This is a genomic window from Kordiimonas sediminis, assembly GCF_014656395.1.
GTDB classification, from domain to species: domain Bacteria; phylum Pseudomonadota; class Alphaproteobacteria; order Sphingomonadales; family Kordiimonadaceae; genus Kordiimonas_A; species Kordiimonas_A sediminis.
Genome location: NZ_BNCI01000002.1, coordinates 24,597 through 43,534, shown reverse-complemented (window position 1 = coordinate 43,534; position 18,938 = coordinate 24,597). Strand labels below are relative to the sequence as shown.

At 47.8% G+C, this 18,938-nt stretch carries 15 protein-coding genes and 1 riboswitch; of the genes, 3 read left to right on the top strand and 12 right to left on the bottom strand.

Features of this window, described 5'->3' with window-relative positions:
• Positions 1-5 precede the first annotated feature (5 nt).
• Positions 6-1,136 (top strand): THUMP domain-containing class I SAM-dependent RNA methyltransferase, encoded by a 1,131-nt coding sequence (locus tag IE181_RS07780; RefSeq protein WP_191251695.1) that lies wholly within the window; start codon positions 6-8, stop codon positions 1,134-1,136.
• 201 nt (positions 1,137-1,337) lie between these two features.
• On the opposite strand, the gene IE181_RS07775 is transcribed toward IE181_RS07780, so the two are convergent.
• The 4 genes from IE181_RS07775 to IE181_RS07760 all read right to left on the bottom strand — a co-directional run bounded on the left by IE181_RS07775 (position 1,338) and on the right by IE181_RS07760 (position 6,696).
• Entirely contained in the window at positions 1,338-1,958 is a 621-nt protein-coding gene (locus IE181_RS07775; RefSeq protein ID WP_229819259.1) for a peptidylprolyl isomerase, read from the bottom strand.
• Between the two features lie 194 nt (positions 1,959-2,152).
• Positions 2,153-4,468, bottom strand: a complete 2,316-nt coding sequence (locus IE181_RS07770; protein WP_229819257.1) for a TonB-dependent receptor — start codon at positions 4,466-4,468, stop codon at positions 2,153-2,155.
• 540 nt (positions 4,469-5,008) lie between these two features.
• Entirely contained in the window at positions 5,009-6,082 is a 1,074-nt protein-coding gene (locus tag IE181_RS07765) for a FecR family protein (protein WP_191251693.1), read from the bottom strand.
• Complete coding sequence (locus IE181_RS07760; RefSeq protein ID WP_191251691.1) at positions 6,079-6,696, bottom strand: RNA polymerase sigma factor; 618 nt, start codon at positions 6,694-6,696, stop codon at positions 6,079-6,081. The genes IE181_RS07765 and IE181_RS07760 overlap by 4 nt, the downstream gene beginning before the upstream one ends.
• Before the next feature lie 314 nt (positions 6,697-7,010).
• Between IE181_RS07760 and IE181_RS07755 the strand changes: the two genes are divergently transcribed.
• Entirely contained in the window at positions 7,011-7,148 is a 138-nt protein-coding gene (locus IE181_RS07755) for a hypothetical protein (protein ID WP_191251689.1), read from the top strand.
• A gap of 136 nt (positions 7,149-7,284) precedes the next feature.
• Here the strand turns inward: IE181_RS07755 and metE are convergent, their stop codons facing one another.
• Together metE and IE181_RS14750 are read right to left on the bottom strand one after the other, a co-directional pair.
• Positions 7,285-9,615 (bottom strand): 5-methyltetrahydropteroyltriglutamate--homocysteine S-methyltransferase, encoded by a 2,331-nt coding sequence (gene metE, locus IE181_RS07750; protein WP_191251687.1) that lies wholly within the window; start codon positions 9,613-9,615, stop codon positions 7,285-7,287.
• Positions 9,616-9,726: 111 nt separating this feature from the next.
• Positions 9,727-9,935, bottom strand: a riboswitch (cobalamin riboswitch).
• A gap of 532 nt (positions 9,936-10,467) precedes the next feature.
• The gene (locus IE181_RS14750; protein ID WP_191251684.1) at positions 10,468-10,698 is read right to left on the bottom strand and encodes an HYD1 signature containing ADP-ribosyltransferase family protein; all 231 of its coding nucleotides are present in this window, start codon (positions 10,696-10,698) and stop codon (positions 10,468-10,470) included.
• A 379-nt stretch (positions 10,699-11,077) separates the two neighbouring features.
• Between IE181_RS14750 and IE181_RS07740 the strand changes: the two genes are divergently transcribed.
• Positions 11,078-12,892 (top strand): hypothetical protein, encoded by a 1,815-nt coding sequence (locus IE181_RS07740; RefSeq protein WP_191251682.1) that lies wholly within the window; start codon positions 11,078-11,080, stop codon positions 12,890-12,892.
• A gap of 577 nt (positions 12,893-13,469) precedes the next feature.
• On the opposite strand, the gene IE181_RS07735 is transcribed toward IE181_RS07740, so the two are convergent.
• The 6 genes from IE181_RS07735 to narH all read right to left on the bottom strand — a co-directional run bounded on the left by IE181_RS07735 (position 13,470) and on the right by narH (position 18,931).
• Entirely contained in the window at positions 13,470-14,708 is a 1,239-nt protein-coding gene (locus tag IE181_RS07735; RefSeq protein ID WP_191251680.1) for an alginate export family protein, read from the bottom strand.
• Between the two features lie 132 nt (positions 14,709-14,840).
• Complete coding sequence (locus IE181_RS07730) at positions 14,841-15,497, bottom strand: carbonic anhydrase (RefSeq protein ID WP_191251679.1); 657 nt, start codon at positions 15,495-15,497, stop codon at positions 14,841-14,843.
• 39 nt (positions 15,498-15,536) lie between these two features.
• A complete protein-coding gene (locus IE181_RS07725; protein ID WP_191251677.1) occupies positions 15,537-15,992 on the bottom strand; it encodes a SurA N-terminal domain-containing protein in 456 nt (151 codons plus the stop codon).
• 3 nt (positions 15,993-15,995) lie between these two features.
• Positions 15,996-16,679 (bottom strand): respiratory nitrate reductase subunit gamma, encoded by a 684-nt coding sequence (gene narI, locus IE181_RS07720; RefSeq protein ID WP_191251675.1) that lies wholly within the window; start codon positions 16,677-16,679, stop codon positions 15,996-15,998.
• A gap of 9 nt (positions 16,680-16,688) precedes the next feature.
• Positions 16,689-17,381 carry a nitrate reductase molybdenum cofactor assembly chaperone gene (gene narJ / locus IE181_RS07715; protein WP_191251673.1) on the bottom strand — a complete coding sequence of 231 codons (693 nt, stop codon included), beginning with the start codon at positions 17,379-17,381 and terminating at the stop codon, positions 16,689-16,691.
• Positions 17,381-18,931 carry a nitrate reductase subunit beta gene (narH, locus tag IE181_RS07710; RefSeq protein WP_191251671.1) on the bottom strand — a complete coding sequence of 517 codons (1,551 nt, stop codon included), beginning with the start codon at positions 18,929-18,931 and terminating at the stop codon, positions 17,381-17,383. Before narH ends, narJ begins: the two co-directional genes overlap by 1 nt.
• Positions 18,932-18,938: the final 7 nt, after the last annotated feature.

Below are 18,938 nucleotides of genomic sequence, written 5' to 3'. Positions count from 1 at the left end.
GCGCGATGACAAATGAAAAGAAAAATGAAATTTTTATCACCACCGTACCGGGGTTGGAAAATAGTCTTTGCAAAGAAGTAAAGGGGTTAGGGTTTCCGTCCCCGACTGCTGAAAAAGGCGGTGTGACAATCTTTGGCACATGGCAGGATGTATGGCGCGCAAATCTTTTACTGCGCGGCGCAACCCGTGTCCTTGTGCGGCTTGGTTCATTTCCAGCTTCTCACCTTGCAAAATTGGCAAAGCAGGCAGAAAAGTTTCCCTGGCATGAGACACTTATCCCCGGTGTCGCCGTCAAAGTGGATGTTACGTGCCGGAAATCCCGTATTTATCACAGTAAAGCTGCGGCAGAACGTATTGAGAATGCCTTGCGCGACCACGCCAACATCCCCACCGATCCATCCTCTGATATCTGCCTGAAAGTCAGGATCGTAGAGGATGTATGCACTGTCAGCATCGATACATCCGGTGACAGTCTGCATAAGCGGGGGCATAAACTGGCGGTTAACAAGGCCCCAATGCGAGAAACTCTGGCTTCGCTCCTGTTGTTTGAATGCGGGTATCGAGGCCGCGAACCGGTTCTTGACCCCATGTGCGGGTCTGGAACATTTGTCATTGAAGCAGCAGAAATCGCCGCGGGTTTGGCTCCTGGGCGCAGTCGGTCTTTCGCCTTTGAAAAACTTGCAACGTTCAGTGCAGATATCTGGCAGCAGATTAAACAAGACGCTGAAAACAGCCAGACAAGCCCAGACCAGATACGGCACACATGTTACGGGTATGACCGCGACGCTGGCGCAATTGACATCGCAACCGCCAACGCAGACCGTGCCAATGTCACTGCGGCCACACGCTTTACCAAACAAGCTATCAGTAACCTGGTGCCGCCGACGGACACCCCCGGCCTGGTGATTATCAATCCACCTTACGGTGCCCGCCTAGGCGACGTCAAAAAACTGATGCCGCTGTATCAATCGCTTGGTAAAACACTGCAAACGTCATTTCACGGGTGGCGTGTGGGGATTGTCACCAACTCTGAACCCCTTGCACAAGCAACAGGGCTATCGTTTAAAAAGCGGAAAACTGCCTTCAGTCATGGCGGCATTCCTGTGAAACTCTATTCCACGATTACGCTGAAATAGTTTTTCATTTATTGGTCTCTGGCCGATTTAACTCAGCCCTTTTCCAATGCCCTTACCATTGGTGCAATGGACAAATCATCTTGAAATACATTTGGATAAAAAAAAGCCCTTCCTATTAGATTGGAAGGGCTTGGAAGGTACTCAGAACAATTGGAGGTACTCAGAACAAATTAGAGGTACTCGAAACAAAACTCAGAAAAATTACTCGGAACGCTTAATGGATTTGATAACAACAGGATCAATCAGAATTTGACCGCTGGTGTATTCAAGTTTGGTTGGATCCGTAGGCATATCTGTTTTGCCATTCTGGATTTTACGAACCACATCCATGCCGGACACTACTTTACCGAACGCTGCGAAGCCGTAGCCGTCCGGATTACGCTCACCACCGAAATCAAGGTGGGGCTGGTCACCAACACAGATAAAAAATTCAGATGAAGCCGTGCCGGGATCAAGGCGCGCCATAGAAATGGTACCGTCTTCATGCTTCAGGCCGGTTACTTCAGTCGTTTCATGCGGAATATCGGCAAACCGTTCATGCTCCGGGACATCGCCCATTCCGCCCTGAATAACCTCAATCTTGATGTTATTCTGCGCCTGATTATCCATACGAACGACACGGTAGAAACTGCCATTGTTGTATTTACCGGTGTCTACATATTTCAGAAAGTTTGCAACAGTAATGGGAGCCTTTTCAGGGTACAACTCGATAGAAACGGGTCCGTAGGATGTCTCCATTTTAATGAGGACAACTTCAGCCCAAGCTTGCGGTGCTGCGACCAGCAGAACCAGGGCAAATAGTGTTTTCATACTTTTAAACATTGTCAATCTCCTGATCAGCCTATCCCGTTTCTGTGCCTCGACCATCCAAATATCCATACATAAGGCATGAAACATGGTTGGTTACGTGTGGACGCACATCTCTTTGCATCTAAACGGCAAAGATAACGATTTTAGCCGGTTGATAGTTAAGAGCTGCAAAGCCGGGCAGCCACCCGGCTTTGCATAAGAGTTACCTAGAAGTAAGTCTTCAGGTTGACACCGATCGTTCTTGGCTTAACGCGCAGGGACGCATCTGGATCAAACGGGAAGCGACGCTGTGCCCGGATAACCCCTTTACTTGCGAAGGCGTTATTGAAGAAGATAGACGCTTCGTAGCGCTCGTTACGAATACCAGTACGGAAGTTCGCGAGCGTGTAAGCCTCAATGTGACGGTAGTTTGTATTAGTTTTAGAGAACTCAGAGCCTCTGTCACCAACATACTGTACGTTACCCCATACGAAACCTTCGAGGTCATCGCTGATTGTGTAATCATACTCAAGGCTACCGCTGAATGCGAACTCAGGAACGTAAGGAACCCGGTCACCTTCAAATGCTGTCAGGCTTTCTACTGTCTCGTCCAGCTTGGCATCTGTGTACGCACCACCAAAGGTCGCGATCAGCTGGTCTGTCAGGTTTGCAGTCAACTCAAGCTCGAGGCCCTTGCTGCTTGCTTTACCTACGTTACTGCGGAAGCTGAAGCCACACTCAAAACGACGGGAGTTCTGCATGTCAGACCAGTCGATGTAGAAGGCAGCGGCGTTGAAAGACAGCTTACGGTTATTGGTAGTACCTTTGAAACCAACTTCGTAGTTCCAAAGCTTGTCAGGACGGAAGAATTGTGGATCTTCACCGCTTGCAGCTGCTTCAGCTGCTTCTGCACCACAAAGATCTACAGGCACTTCACCAGTGTTGGTACCGCCGTAACGGAAGCCTTTTGCTGCCTGACCGTAAACAAGAAGGTCATCAGAGATTTTGTAGGAAATGTTCAGCTTTGGATTAAAGCCGTCTTCCTTACCTACTGGATAGGTAGATGGCTGAGGATCAGTTTCACCAATCAGCTGGCCAGATTCAAAATCAGACAGTTTCTGTTTCCAGTTGAAGTAACGCAGACCCGCTGTAACAGTCAGCTTGTCCCAAGTGTAGTATGCTTCACCGAAGAAGGCGAAAGTTTCTACACGCTGGTCGCTTGTCGCATACAGGAAGTAATCATCAGGTGCACCCCAGTTAGACGCTGGCTCGAACGCAGGGTCATTAGCAGCACCTTCATCCAGACCAGGAACTGGCCATGAATTGATACCGTCAATGTCGCGGTAATCATAGTAACCACCGACTGTCCACTGGAAATCAGAATCCGTGTCAGAAGAAAGACGTACTTCCTGAACGAAAGCGTTTACGTCTGTCAGGTCTTCCAGTTCGTGTGGATCTACACCCTCAGGCAGGATACCTGGCAGGCCGTAGAAAGTATCGATAGAACGTCTATTGAAAACGCTACGATCAAAGTATGAACTTGAAGATACCAGAGACATGTTGTCCATGTCGTACTTCAAAGTCAGGTTGTAGATAGCGATCTGATCATCATAACCATCAAAAGACGTGTAATCCCGTGAGTATAGCGGAGTAGAATCTGTGTCTTCTGTACGGCCGTTGTCACTGTACTCGTGGTACATGAAGACAAAATCAGCTGTCAGTTTTTCATTTGGCGTAGCTCTAAGTGCAAAACGACCACCAGCAGAACGACCATCGTTTACGTCTTTTTCGCCAGTAGTTACGTTATCGATGTAACCAGCAGCCTGCTTGTGGTAACCGCTCATACGCAGAGCAACTTTGTCTTCTGCGATCGGAATGTTCACAAGAGCTTTAACATCGTAGCTGTGCTTGCTTGCATACGCAGTGTCAGACAGCGTTACATCCAGCTTGCCTTCGAACTCTTCAGTATTTGGCTTGTTCGTAACGACACGCAATGTACCAGCCATAGAGCCAGCGCCGTACAGTGTACCCTGTGGGCCACGCAGGACTTCAACACGTGATGCGTCGAACAGACCAAGTTCCGGGCTCAAAGATGCCAGTGAAATTGGAATTTCATCAACGTAGATACCAACAGTTTCCTGGTTCTGCGTTTCGTTGTCGTTACCATTCGAGCTACTGGTGCTGTTTACACCACGAATGGACAGACGCGTACGGCCTGGACCGTTCTGGTATGCACCAAGGCTTGGTACAGAGCTGATCAGGTCAGTAAAGTCATGCGCGCCCAGTTTATCGATCGCGTCAGATGACATTACGTTAATGCTGATTGGAACATCATAAACGCTCTCTGAACGTTTACGCGCTGTTACAACAACTTCTTCCATAGCAGTTTCGGTGTTCGCGTCCTGTGCAGAAACTGCAGGAACCGCACATGCCAAACCGCCCAGCAGAAGACTGGACTGAAGCGCTGTAGATTTCAAAGCGTTCCGACAAACCTTATTGGTTTCCCTGTTTCTTCTTTTCTTATTCATTTGACCATCGGTCATGTTTTTCTCCGTGTCTCGCAGTGACGAGTTTTCAAGTCGCGTGATGACAACCATCCCGCTTTCAGTAAGGAGACCGGAAAGCCCTGTATTCTGAAGCATTATCTTAAGTGCTTCACTGACAGTATATTCACCATGAACGGGGGAAAGCCCATCTACACCGACTAGATCAAAAGAGTATAAAAATTCAACATCCGTTAATTTATGGATGTCGTTTAGTGCTTGCTCGAGTTTTCCGCCCTTTAATCGAAACTCAAATCGAGTATCTGCATCCTGGGCGAAACTGGATAGTGTGATTAAAAAAAATCCAATTGCACATAATACTATATTTCTGATCCGGCCAAACCCCTTCATAATCGTAACCTTTTGGTCAGACTGCCACAGCAAATCCTACCGATCTCAAGCCTTAAGGCAGGCGAGCACGGTAAATGCGTCACAAATCTGTCATCAAAATCACACTTTTTCGCAAAAAAACTCATAGATGCCTGATTTTACTAAATAAAAAAGTTGAACACTGGACCTAAAAACCCACCAAAGACAGGCTTAGCCAGCGCGGTACAGACGGACGTGATGAGGACTGATACGCTCTACGCCAATGTTTGCCATCACGTTGAAAGCTTCAAAAATTCGTTCGACATCACCCATCTTGTAGTAAGCAACGATTTTTTGATTGCGCAGTTCTTCATCTGCTATCTCAATACGAATATCCGTATATCTGCCGATTTCCTCGATCACCTGTTCAAGCGTTTCACCGCGGAAGGACAGCTCACCGTCCTGCCAGTCCAGCGCTTTTTCAAGCGCATCAGGCTGGATGATGGAAACTTCCTCAATGCCTTGATCAATAGTAGCTGTCTGCCCTGCGGTTACCTCCATGCTACTGGCACGGCGTTTCTCCTGCGACGGCTCTCCGGCCGGCACAGTTTCTGCCACCAAAGTCGGCTCCGGGGTTTGGGCCTGCAGGGCAACACGCCCTTCTGTCACCACAACATTCAGCTTTTCGGTTACCAGCTTCACCGAAAAGGCTGTGCCAACAGCGGTGACGCTACCCTTACTTGTCTCAACAGAAAATGGTTTCTTTTTATCAGGTGCCACATCAAAATAGGCCTCACCCCTCACAAGGGTGATGCGCCGTGCAGTATCTGTGAAATCCACATCAATCACACTATCCGTGTTCAGGATAACCGTTGAACCATCTGGCAGGCTGACAGTCTGCTGTTCACCAATAGCCGTATGATAGTTCCCTTGATAAGGAGATTGCCACTGATCAAACAGCTGAACGCCAAAACTGATAAATGCTAACACAACAGAAGCTGCAACAGCCCCCGTCAAAACAGGGCGGAGGAAACCAAAACGGTGCGCCATCCGCGCCTGCCGGATGGAAGCCTTCGCAACATCGCTTTCCGCAAAATCATTCAACCCGGTCACAAAATCCAGACCATCCCAAAAGCCGTTCAAACGTTCAAACGCATCTCTGTGCTGTGGGCTTTCACCAAGCCATTCGTGAAGCTCGGCGTCCGTATCCAGAATCTCGCCTTCCGCAAGCCGCATTACCCATATCGCAGCCTGTTCCTCGATACGGTCCGTCATCGGCAAGGGTATGATATTGTCGTTCGTCATGTCTTTTTCGTCGTTATCGCGGTTATCTGTCTACCATCATTCACGCGGACCTTATCAGTCTGCGGCGCACCATCCTGTTTTTGCGACGGTATCCAGAAGTCTACAGGATCATACCCGTTAGACTTTAAATATTTGTAACAGTGCAACAATGCCGCCGCACTCCGGCGTTCAGCCGTCCGTACGGATATATTCAGCCTTGTTGCAATCTGCGTTGCCTTTAATCCTTCTACCCGCCGCATTACAAAAATCCGGCGATCTTTTTCTGGCACTGTCGCCAAAGCCTCAGCAATTATTTTAAGCTTCTGCTTTGCCGACATCTGCTCTTCAGCAGAAACCTGCCTCTCATCTATTAGGGCAGGCGACTCCTCATATTCCGACAAAAAGGTCAATGTTTTATTTATTTTCTTCTGCGCATGGTTAATCGACAGGTTCTTCGCCACCCTCAGCAGCAGATGATCTGGCTCGATGATATTTTCTTTCATCTCAAGCGCAAAACAGGTCAAAAATACGTCCTGTTCAACTTCATCAATATCCGCAGGATTGGGCCTGTACTTGGCTATTATTCTACGAATAGCAGCCTTTTGATGGCGGAATGATTCCAATACTCGTGACATAAACCGCTACACCTCCAACGCGACCAGCTTTATTTCTTATTGCTGTGATCACGCATAATCAAGAAATGCAGACAGTAATGGTAAGGTACTTACCTAATCATTTCTTAGGTGTGGAGTCTTAGTAACACTCTCCACTACAACCCGCCCCCCTTATCACCGCACCACTATATCCTTAAAGTTTATCACTCTGAAAATTTTCAGAAAAAGCGTTCGAAGCCTTGATTTAGCCAGAATGTGTTCCCATACTGTTATGTATAAGAAAATTAAAAGATGCTGGCTCGATCCAGCTCATGACGACCGCGAAGGAAAATATAATGACTATCCAAAAACCAGCCCCAGGGTATGGGGTTACCAAGACACAGTATGCACGCCAGATTGCAGAATGGGAAGCAACGCAGAAGCCGCGCTCTGACGAAGGGCTGTTTTCCCGGTTAAAAAAACACCTTCGGTAATCTTTGTGGACAATCGGCAAGGGCCGCTATACTAGCCGCCCTCCTGCCGCTTACTGACAGTACGGGATACACTTGACCTGCGTGAGATATCATGCAGGGCCACCAGTAATGGCGGCCCCACTGATGATCACACTCGTTAAAGGGTTTCTGTCCGTAAGGATTTGGCTGCTGCCACCATGTGTCTGAGAGCAGGTGTCACTTCCTCCCAAGAACGGGTTTTCAAGCCGCAGTCAGGATTGACCCATATCTGATCAGGTGCCAGCCTGCTACTGGCTGTCCGCAATAGCGCTTTCATTTCATCAACTGATGGAACGCGGGGCGAATGGATATCATAGACACCCGGCCCGATTTCATTCGGATAACCACCTGTTACAAAGGCGTCCAGCAGCTCCATTTTCGAGCGGGATGTCTCGATAGAAATAACATCTGCATCCAGCGCGGCAATGCCGTACATAATGTCGTTGAACTCGCAGTAGCACATGTGGGTGTGTATCTGCGTTTCGTCTTGTACACCACTCGCTGTAATCCGAAAACAGGCCACCGCCCAGTCCAGATAATCTGCCCACTCTGACTGCCGCAGCGGCAGCCCTTCTCTAAGCGCCGGCTCGTCAATCTGGATAAGGCCAATACCCGCTGCCTCCAGGTCTGTAACCTCGCTTCGCAAGGCAAGCGCAATTTGCTTACAAATAGTCTCGCGCGGAATATCATCACGGACAAACGACCACTGCAACATAGTTACGGGCCCTGTCAACATGCCCTTAACGGGCTTATCGGTTAACGACTGTGCGTACGATGACCAATGGACCGTCATTGGTTCTGGCCTTGAGACATCTCCGAAAATAATGGGGGGCCGAACATACCGGGATCCATAGCTCTGTACCCAGCCATGTTTGGTAAAGGCGTACCCTGCCATTTTTTCCCCGAAATACTGCACCATGTCGTTTCGTTCGAACTCCCCGTGCACCAAGACGTCAATACCAATATCTTCCTGCACTTCGATAGCAGTCTTAGTCTCTGCCTTCAGGAAGGCTTCATAATCGGACCTGGACATATCCCCTCGCCCATAGGCCGCCCGGGCCTTTCTTACATCCTTTGTCTGCGGGAATGATCCAATAGTCGTCGTGGGGAAAGCTGGCAAATTCAAGGCTGCTTTCTGTGCCTGCCGCCGGACCGCAAAGGTACTGTAGCGGCGTGCCATCCTTGCATTAATTGCCGAAACACTCGCAGCCACTTCTTCATTATGAATTTTACCGGACTGCGCTCTCGCCCTGACGGCTCTGGTCGCGACTTCAAGCACCTCTGTGACAAAGCCAATCCCTTCCCCGAGAGCAGTGGACAGCGCCTTCAATTCTTCAAATTTTTGATACGCAAACGCCAGCCAGCTTTTCAACTCCGGGTCCAAATCCGTTTCCAGATCAATATCCACCGGCATATGCAACAACGAACAGGAAGGAGCTATCTGGAATGTCTCCCTGCCTCGTTCCGCTACAATCGGGGCGAGCCAGTCATATAGACCCTGCAAGTCAGCCCGCCATACATTGCGACCGTCAATCACCCCAAGGGAGAGTATCAAATCCTCTCTGGCTTTACTGATAACGTGTGACAATTGCTCAGGGGCGCGGACCAAATCCAAATGAAGCCCAGAAATTGGCAACGACACGGCAGTTTCAAGATTATCACCCAGTGCCCCAAAATATGTGGCCAGCATGATCTCTAAGTCAGGTACATCTCGAGCAAATGTTTCGTATGCCAGTGTAAGGGCGCTCCTGTCTTTATCATCCAAATCCAGCACCAGAACAGGTTCATCAATCTGTACCCATTCCGCCCCCAACGCCGACAATTTCTGAAGAATTTCACTATAAACAGGCAGAAGGCGTCCTAAAAGTGACAGCGGATCAAAGTCTGTAGTTGTCGCCTTGGATAGCTTCAGAAAGGTAACAGGCCCCACAAGTACGGGGCGGGACGGGATACCTTGCGCCTGTGCTTCGCGGAATTCATCCAATACCTTTGTCGATGTCAGGGTGAATTCTTGTTCCGCTGACAATTCCGGCACCAGATAATGATAATTGGTATCGAACCATTTCGTCATTTCAAGGGCCGGGATACCGCTACTTACGACCTTTCCACAGCAAGACTCTTCCTGGGCATCTCCCCGCGCCATGGCGAAATAGGTTGGCAGGCTGACATACCCGCCTTTCCAGTCATAAACAGGCGGGACCGCACCCACAGTCACGCTTGTATCAAGAATATGATCATACAGTGAAAAATCATTCGAAGGCACGATATCAACACCTGCCTGATGTTGTCTGGTCCAGATTGACCGGCGTAGCGCCGCAGCTTCCTGCTGCAAGGTTTTCGCATCAGACTGGCCGGCCCAGTATCGCTCTAAGGCAAACTTCAGTTCGCGTCGCGAACCGATACGTGGTGTGCCAAGTGTGGCAACAGGTATTATAGATTTTTTGGTCATTGGCTTAACCCCATTAAATAAGGGGGCAAAGGCCTGGGAAAGCATGCAAAGGCGACCTGCTAACAGCTGGCCTCCTACCACACAACATTCACCGGGACACCCCGCCCGAGGACATTCAATACTGTCGCGGCAGGTCTCCTGGCTTGCGGCTTGATACCCGTTTTCCACCTTCCCATGGCCGGTGGCCACAGTGGTCATCTTTGAAAACGAATGTGCCGCTTACAGTTGCGGGGGCAGCTCCGGACTTGTCAAAAACGCACCGAATTCCCTCTTAGCTTCAGCATAAAAACGCGGAAGAACCATCGACAAAGACTATTTGACGGATTTACGAACAATCGTCAACAGAAATATAAAGTTTTCTTTATATTGCATTGTGATACTGAAGCCAACAGACGCCGTTTATCCCCTGTTCTTCCGAACAGATCGGGTGGGTACATAGGAACCTTACAGTAGAGATGGATACGATTGATCTGCGAGCCGCCTACCCTGAGCTAAATGGCATGCCCTGACCGAGTGAACGCGCCACACATCGCTCCGTAGTGAGCGAGGAGAAGGCAAAGGCTACTCTTCCATTAGAGTTTCTTGTAATTCTTCCGGTAGCCAGTTCCACACGACATCATATTCCAAATCATGCAGCTCTTGATAAATCTGGGCTCCAAAGTCACAGATTTAATCAACCAAAACCGCATCAGGTCTATGCAAAAAAGTATCGAACGCGTGCCAAAGTACGATAAAGCCGCACCAACTCTTCCGCCTTAACGTTGACTTCTTCAGGCACAGCTATTTCCTCTTTTTGAGCTCAGGGTTTCTGTCCTTTAGATCCACATCATCCGTGATTACTTTCTCGTTCGCTCAGGTCACAGGATTCTTAACCTCTATAATCTCACTTGATTTCGTATCAAATGCTACAGAATTATTCCCTCGACCCATTCCTATACCGAGCTTACCTTGCACGTCCTGCGGACTACTCTTCGCCTCTTTAGATTTTGTACCAACAGTAAACACACTATTTTGGTCGCCCGCCTTATTGGGGCCGGAATCTTGAGTGCCGTCAACATCCTTACTGTTAGTAAAATGTGTCACCCTCTCCGTCTTGTCACAATAATGAACAAGAACACTAAGCTCACCCACAAAATAGGTAATGAAGTCAGCAAACGTTATGTTGTAAGTGCCATCTTTCCTTCTGTATTACGAACCGAAGTCAACATCAAGCACATGGCGAGGACTAAAATTTGAGCGAAATTTCGCTGGCTTATCTAGCAGTCCGGCAGGAATTATTTCCCAGTAGAGGCTCGACTTAGCTAGCTATGTCATAATAGCCATTAGCAAGCAGAATGACGACTGCCTCAAACAACTCCAATAATGTGACAATTCAGCGTCATCATGTTATATGATTTGAAGGGAATAAATCAGCTCAATTGTTGGTAAAGTGTTGTCTGAGCATTACACGTGAGGTGTGGCTATGCGGATAATATTACTCGTTTCGAAATTGATCTTTTTAGTACTGGTGTTTAGCACTCAAGGTTCATTAGCTTATTCCAATGATATCAGCGATAGCTCCCCCAAGTGGTGCAAGGTATCAAAGACTAATTCTGCATTTAAAGCTCTTTGTAATGAATTTCTATCTGTCAGGTCTGAAAATTTGGCACAGGTTAATAAGCCTGACAAATCTGGTTTAATTTTATCTCTGCGGAACGCAAAAGATTACAAAGACGTAAACTTGAAAACCAAAGCTTCTATACAGGATATTGCAAGCCTACGTTCTGCGCCAAGGTGGGTCTGTAGGCTAAATATCGCAAACAATATGCTATGCACTAAAACAGCTAGTTTGCTTGCATCTTACGATCAGGAAATGATTAAGGTAATTGTAAACGGAATCAATAATCTTGTAGCAAGCGGAACGATTAGCCCTAACGCAGCCGCTGTTGGTAAATGCCCAGACGGCAGGTGGGTAGGACTAAATATACCTAGCCAAAATAATAGCCACTTCAAAGAACATTTCAAAAACAGATGTGAACAGAATAAATGGTTTGCAAACTGGTCAACCAGCTCGAACAGTAATAGAAGCAATATACCGGGGAATGGAATTAATTTTGGGTCGGTAGGCCTGACTAATGATACAAACTCCTGTCTTTCAATGGAAATAAAACCACAAAACAGCATTATGTTTGATAGCTTAATGGGTATCCTCAGAAACTGCATGGACGATTCAGATAACCAAAATATAGATCCTATGGGTTTAGTATCGGAAGGAGGTTCAGATTCAAGTGGCTCTCCAGATTCAGCGGATGAGGAATCTGATGATGAGCCTAAAGAATTAGGTCCTTCAGATGATGCCACCGTTGAAGAAGAAACCACTACTTATGAGGACGGCAGGACGACTACCAGAACAACTTGGTCAGATGGCACGGTTACAGAGGTGACAACGGATTCTGAGGGAAATACTACTGTCGTTGTAACTGGTGCCCCAGAAGAAGATAGCGACAATTCGCGATCAGGAGGCTATGTTGTCGATAGTGAAGGTAACGTCACCAGTTCCTACGTGCAGATTAGTGACGAAGATGGAAATATGATTTCTGTTACACATTATGATGGTGATGGAAATATCACGTCATATGAGGACTCTTCTGGCAGGACTTCATATTTTGATGAAGGTCAGTATTTTAAGATTAATTCCGATGGGAGTTGGGATTATCGATATTGTTATTTGGGAGATTGCTACACTAGGCATCGATCCAAAGAGTTAGTGGATAAATTATTTAAAGCTCGCCAAAATAGCTCCTTCGCTTGCAATGAATTGGAACAGACGTGCATGAGTAAGTCTTGCACACAAGCAATACAAACCTATTTTGGGGCTCAAGAAGCGTGTGCTGGCAGCAATAATCAATTTTGTACTGATTATACTAGCGCATCAAGTTGCTGCCAAAATTCATCCCCTGGCAATCCATTAGTAGCCATGCCAAACCCTGAAGGCCCCCTCTATTGCACTTCCGCGAGCGTCAGCCCTTCGACCTCAATATGTGAAAAGCGTTGCGGTGTAGCCAGCCCGACGGACACATCATGCGTACAACAATGTATAGCAAGTGCCACTGTCGAAGTATTGCCATATGATATGATTGAAGCAAGTTGCATATACATGTACAGCGAGGCCTGTTTTGATGAAAGAGGCCCATTGAACCACCTGAAGAATGTGCCTGATATGTTTTTACCCTCTCCTTTGGGTAACAATTCTGGGGTGCATACTCACTTATTGTTTGAACGCATCGATAGTCCGTAAAACAATACCTAAGGATCGTCTGAGCATCTTCATCTGAGGAATTGCTGTAAGCCAATAAGCTGCGAAAGACTGGAAGGTCTCTACTCATTTTTGACGGATTAGTTTGCCTAATTGGCTTGACTTGGCGAAATGCCTCATTCCGCCTGCCCAATGAAGAGGCTTACTTCGAAGCATTATTATACAGCCACAAAGAACAATAAAATATTGGCACGCTGATAATTGTTGCCACTATACCGCTATTCTTAGAAAATCTTAACATAGATTCAATGTTAGTCTTGGAGAATGTGGAAGCTCAGTCGCAAATTTCTTATAGTATAAGAGCTACAGCCGGGGAAGTTTTCCGTACTTTTGGAAGCTCAAGTGCCGATCTGTACTGCATACCCGCCGTATACAAAGACACCAAAAGGAAACAAAAATACCCAGACACGCCAAAGTCTGCTGCAAACAACGACGTCATAATAAAAAAGGAATGAAATCCAAAACTTCTAATGGCCAGACGTTCATGTTGCTGGATTTCCGCCCCCTCCTTACCTGTATTCTTTAACTTTGGGGCTGGCTGCCCAACCCCAGAGTATAACTAGAATTTGGCGCCGAGTGTGATCATGATTTTATCAGTATCGGTTGCGAAACTGTCCGCACTATAGTGTGCGCCCTTGACATTCAGCGAGAAAGTCTTGCTCAGTTTCTTCGTAATCACCCAGTCAATTTCAGTACCATAGTCAGCACCACCGACGTCCGCAGAAAAATCATGATAGACAGCCATGAAATTAATTCCGGACAGCGGCCCATCACCAGATGTTTTGTAAGATAGCTGGACAAACTTATCCTCAAGCCCGTTCGCAGGCGTTGAAAGGAACTTGTCCGCAAAACCGTTAAACTTATGCAGGGTTGCCAAGGGTGTCTGGAAACTGGCTAGTCCATTATCAGAGCCCAGGAGTTCATAGCCAAGCTTTACCGTAAACCCACGAACAGAGGCAGAGAGCTCAGCATTCCAATAATCAGCGTTATAATCACGTTTGTCTGTCGCATAATCAGACTGATTGGCATATTCAACCGCGTACCCGATCTTCAACCCTTCATTGGGGGACGTGCCGCCAGTTGCCCGCAAACTAAATGTTTTGGACGACAGCGTTGCATCCACCGCATTGTTTGGCGTGTTGAGATTGATTAACAGCGCCGTACCTTCAAGATTTAGATACTCGGATGCTGCATATTTAGCATATAGAACATTTGTCTGGGTTTTCAGGTTACCAAGTGGGTGATCGTTGGAGAATATTCGGTTCACATTCCAGACATAACTATAAACTGCAGTCAGTTGATCCGCCGAATATACGGCAGTAACCGCGTCAAAGGTCTGGTCATTCTGACGCCAGCCAACGGTACCAACATAGCGCTGACTCCCAAGGTTTACTCCTTGACGGCCAGCCTTAAATGCAAAGCCGTTCCCGGCTGAATATTGCAAGAAGGCCTGATTGATCTCTGTTGAGGCAGGGTCGGCCACCACAGGATAGCTTGTCTTGCCGTTCAGTGTGTTGTTGTAGCTAGTGCTGCCGAGAACCAACGTGTTTTCAAACTCCAGATACCCTGACAGGCCACTATAGGTGCCGGTCTTGTATCCAAGCTTGGTTCTGAGCGTAGAAGCCGTAGCATTGTCAGGCAAGCCGTCCTGATCAACCATTTCCAGACGGTAACGCAGGTCAAGGCTTACATCACCATTTGACAACGCATCAATAACACTCTCAGCGTCAGAAGACAGGGCCGGAACTGAAGCCATGCCCATAGCCAAAGCAATAACAGATGTTGTGACTTTTCTCATTTTAGTCCTCCTGAGTCGTCTCACATAACCTGTATGTACGTCAGGCACCGCACCTGCCACGTGACCTAGGTCAAGCGTCTGAAAAACAACGAGAACTGTGCGAAAATGTCGCACCCGGCTAACGTCGACGGATCAAGAGTTAGGGCGGATCAGGCGGCGATATTGGCCTTCATCAAAGTTGTAAGACAACAGTTCACCACTTTCGATAATGAAGTACCAAGCATGGAGATCAAGCCTGCCATTATTGAGGGCTTCATCCACATAAGGAAAGCTCATCAAGTTTGAAACTGATACGAGTGCAGCCTCCATTTCACAGACTTGGCATTTTTCTTCAAAAGAGGCGAAGTCCATGCCGTCTTCAACAGCTGTTTTGGCGTCCGCGACAACCTGTACCCAGCCTGAAATATAATCATCAACCAAAGGGGCTTCTGCCGAGGGCTGTGACATCAATGCCCTGATACCACCACATCCGCTGTGGGCCATCACGATAATATGCTCCACCTCCAGCACGGTCACTGCATACTGCACTGCTGCGCCCACTGAATAATGGTCGTGCCGTCCTTCAACAAACGGAGGCACAATGTTGGCCACATTGTTGACCGCGAAGATTTCTCCCAGTCCCGCATAGGTTAGGATGGCAGGATTTACCCGGCTGTCACTGCAACCAATCACCATCACTTTTGGTTTTTGTGTCTTTCCTGCCCACGTACGATAAGCTTCAAACTCTTTGTCCAGATATTTGGTACGAAATGCCTGATACCCTTCGATTAAACCTTCATATGAATCCATGGGTACTCTCCCCTGTATCGGAATGTCGACGGCTCCCCCCTAAAGGGAAGCCGCGAGGTCAAAACCGGTAATCTTAGCATTTTCAGCCAGGTTCAGAATGTAAGACCGAATCCCTTCCCGCACACTGCGTGTATGAAGATAGTCCCGGATTTTATCCTCTACTGCCCCAAATGGCATAACCTGCCCATCTGCATCCGTGGTCCGAAAACGGTCAACATTGCTATCATAATAGGACCTGCACACATCAGTCGTTGCCTCAGGTACTGCCACGGCTTCTTCCACAAGCTGCATTAGGGCTGCATCAATATGCTCTTCTTCAACCCTTTCGCCTTTAAGCAAACCCAAACGACGGGCTTCCTGCTGCATCAATTCCCGAACAACCAGTGCCTGTGCAGCCGCATTGCGGGCTTCTTCCATATTTTCAGCTGAGTGATACTGCATCTCAGTAAAAACCGCATTATCATCAATTTCGGTCTGATTAACGTAGATCGGCATGACTTATCCCCTTTTCCGAACAACCTGATACCCTGACCGAACAAAATATTTGATCGGCACTGAGAATACATGCACAAGACGAGTGAACGGGAAGATAAGGAAGATTGTCAGCCCCAGGAAGATATGCAGCTTGAAGACCAGTGCTTCATGCATCACATAATCTGCAGCCCCACCCCTGAAAGTGATAATATGCTGGGCCCAGTTCGCGAGAGCAATCATGCTGCTGCCATCGGGATGCTGCGCTGAAAACGGAATAGTACCAAGACCAAGGATCAGTTGGATATAGAGTATCAACAGGATCAGCGTATCAGACGTTTTGCTAGTTGCACGAATACGAGGATCCGTCAGACGCCGAACCAGCAGCATGGTCATCCCCACAAAACACATGGCTCCAAAAATACCACCCGCTATCATTGCCATTTTCTGCTTGGTCGCAGCTGACATCACCAGATGGTAGACACTTTCCGGGGTAAGCAAGCCCACAAGATGCCCGAAGAATAAGAGGATAATACCAATATGGAAAAGGTTTGAGCCAAGCCGCAATCCTTTCTTGCGAAGAAGCTGTGAACTATCCGCCTTCCAGCTATATGGATCCTGATCATAGCGGAAAATACTACCTACAATCATGATGACAATGGCGATATAAGGATATATGCCAAACACGAATTCATTAAGGTAACTGGCCATTTTATCCTCCTAATGCTTTACATTGCTAATTTCAGGTGAGACGCCGGGGCGCGGCATCGCGCTGGGACATGTTCCACAGTCCACGGCCCCGGTTCCGTCGAAGGCTGGGGTGTCTTCCCATTCCTTATCCAGCGCCTCAAAACTGTCATCCCTGGCCGCATCTTCGGCCAGCGCCTGTTTGACAAAGTCTTTGTTGATTTCTGCCTTCGTCAGACTAGCCAGCGCTTTAAAGACAATATGGTAGTCATTGCCCTTTGCCTTCAGCTTGGCCCCAACAGCAGCGATGATGTGAACCACTTCACCAAGGAGTTCCTGCGCCTCTTTTGGATTGCACAGTGACAGGAACTCTAGAAACATCGGCAAATAGTCAGGGAGTTCCCTGACGTTCAGCTCCAACCCACGGGACTTATAGTGGCCAATAAGATCAACCATTGCCTGCCCCCGGTCCCGGCTTTCACCGTGAATATGTTCAAACAGATATAGTGAGTGTCCTCGGCTGCGATCAAAAGTTGCGACATACTCTTCCTGAATTTCCAACAGATTGCGATTGGCGAGTTTATCCATAAACTCAAGAAGATTACGTTCAACTGCTCTGGGAACCAGTTTTTCCTCACTGACAGTTTCAATCAACTCATCCACATGAATCTGCATATCTTCCTTTGGATAGGACAGGAGCAAACCGATTATTTTGAATGTCTTCATCATCCCCTCCTGACTATGCCGTTCATGCTATTGTTGTGGGTTGGCGTCCCAAAGAGCGACTTTTTCGTAGCTCCTCCTGAACAGCCGTTACCGAAACTGAACCCGCACTCACTACGGCTGGCAAACGCGATGTCATTGTCAAATGGCGTATCACCTGCATATTCGCGGTGATTAGTCGGGATTACATACCGATCTTCATAGTTAGCAATCGCCATCACCTTGTACATTTCATCTACGGTTTTGACGTCGAGGCCAACATGATCAAGGATGTTGTCATCGGCCGCCCCATCCACATGGCGAGTACGCATATAAGCACGCATCGCCAGCATACGTTCCAAAGCGTGGGCGACAGGTTGTTCCTTGCCGCCTGTCAGCATGTTTGCCAGGTATTTGACAGGAATACGCAACTTGGACACATCCGGAATAACTCCATCGTCCTCAATCTGACCTTCCTCCCATTTACTCTGAATTGGGCTCAGAGGCGGAATATACCAAACCATGGGCAAAGTGCGGTATTCCGGATGCAACGGGAAGGCTACTTTCCATTCCATCGCCATCTTGTAGACAGGAGATGCCTTCGCAGCCTCCAGCCAGCTATCCGGTACACCATCGCGTTTTGCAGCAGCGATCACATCCGGATCATTCGGATCTAGGAAGATATCGCATTGCGCTTCATAAAGTGCACCTTCATCTGCAACACTGGCGGCCTCTTCAATGCGGTCAGCGTCATACAGCATCACACCAAGATAACGGATACGCCCAACGCAAGTTTCGGAACAAACTGTGGGTTCACCATTTTCAATCCGCGGGAAGCAAAATGTACATTTCTCTGATTTGCCAGATTGCCAGTTGAAATAGATTTTCTTATAAGGACAGCCGCTGACACACATGCGCCAACCGCGGCATTTGTCCTGATCGATCAAGACAATGCCGTCTTCTTCGCGCTTATAGATCGCGCCAGATGGGCATGACGCCACACATGCTGGATTAAGACAGTGTTCACAGAGCCGCGGCAGATACATCATGAAGGTGTTTTCAAACTCACCGTACATATCTTTTTCGATATCTTTGAAATTATAGTCCTGTGACCGTTTTACGAACTCCCCACCAAGGATTTCTTCCCAGTTGGGACCCCATTCCGGTTTTTCCATCTTGTCACCGGTGATTACTGAATGGGCGCGTGCTGTTGGTACGTCCTTACTTTCGCCAGACTGCTGCAAATGCGCATAGTCAAAAGTAAAAGGCTCATAGTAATCATCGATTTCCGGCAAGTCTGGGTTGGCAAAAATATTAGCCAGCAAACGGAACTTACCCCCCATCTTCGGCTGGATTTTACCACTCGATTTACGCTTCCAGCCGCCATTCCAGCGGTCCTGATCTTCCCAGTTGCGTGGGTAGCCCACACCGGGCTTGGTTTCCACATTATTAAACCAGGCATATTCAACACCGGCGCGGCTGGTCCAGACGTTTTTACATGTTACGGAACAGGTGTGGCACCCGATACATTTATCAAGGTTCAGGACCATACCGATCTGTGCTCTTACTTTCATCGGTCTT

What these genes read in the sequence shown, in the direction of transcription:
- IE181_RS07765 (WP_191251693.1), bottom strand. Translation starts at nt 6,082, where the DNA reads ATGACGAACGACAATATCATACCCTTGCCGATGACGGACCGTATCGAG.
- IE181_RS07740 (WP_191251682.1), top strand. Translation starts at nt 11,078, where the DNA reads ATGCGGATAATATTACTCGTTTCGAAATTGATCTTTTTAGTACTGGTG.
- IE181_RS07755 (WP_191251689.1), top strand. Translation starts at nt 7,011, where the DNA reads ATGACTATCCAAAAACCAGCCCCAGGGTATGGGGTTACCAAGACACAG.
- IE181_RS07770 (WP_229819257.1), bottom strand. Translation starts at nt 4,468, where the DNA reads ATGACCGATGGTCAAATGAATAAGAAAAGAAGAAACAGGGAAACCAAT.
- narH (WP_191251671.1), bottom strand. Translation starts at nt 18,931, where the DNA reads ATGAAAGTAAGAGCACAGATCGGTATGGTCCTGAACCTTGATAAATGT.
- IE181_RS07730 (WP_191251679.1), bottom strand. Translation starts at nt 15,497, where the DNA reads ATGGATTCATATGAAGGTTTAATCGAAGGGTATCAGGCATTTCGTACC.
- metE (WP_191251687.1), bottom strand. Translation starts at nt 9,615, where the DNA reads ATGACCAAAAAATCTATAATACCTGTTGCCACACTTGGCACACCACGT.
- narI (WP_191251675.1), bottom strand. Translation starts at nt 16,679, where the DNA reads ATGGCCAGTTACCTTAATGAATTCGTGTTTGGCATATATCCTTATATC.
- narJ (WP_191251673.1), bottom strand. Translation starts at nt 17,381, where the DNA reads ATGAAGACATTCAAAATAATCGGTTTGCTCCTGTCCTATCCAAAGGAA.
- IE181_RS07735 (WP_191251680.1), bottom strand. Translation starts at nt 14,708, where the DNA reads ATGAGAAAAGTCACAACATCTGTTATTGCTTTGGCTATGGGCATGGCT.
- IE181_RS07725 (WP_191251677.1), bottom strand. Translation starts at nt 15,992, where the DNA reads ATGCCGATCTACGTTAATCAGACCGAAATTGATGATAATGCGGTTTTT.
- IE181_RS07775 (WP_229819259.1), bottom strand. Translation starts at nt 1,958, where the DNA reads ATGTTTAAAAGTATGAAAACACTATTTGCCCTGGTTCTGCTGGTCGCA.
- IE181_RS07760 (WP_191251691.1), bottom strand. Translation starts at nt 6,696, where the DNA reads ATGTCACGAGTATTGGAATCATTCCGCCATCAAAAGGCTGCTATTCGT.
- IE181_RS07780 (WP_191251695.1), top strand. Translation starts at nt 6, where the DNA reads ATGACAAATGAAAAGAAAAATGAAATTTTTATCACCACCGTACCGGGG.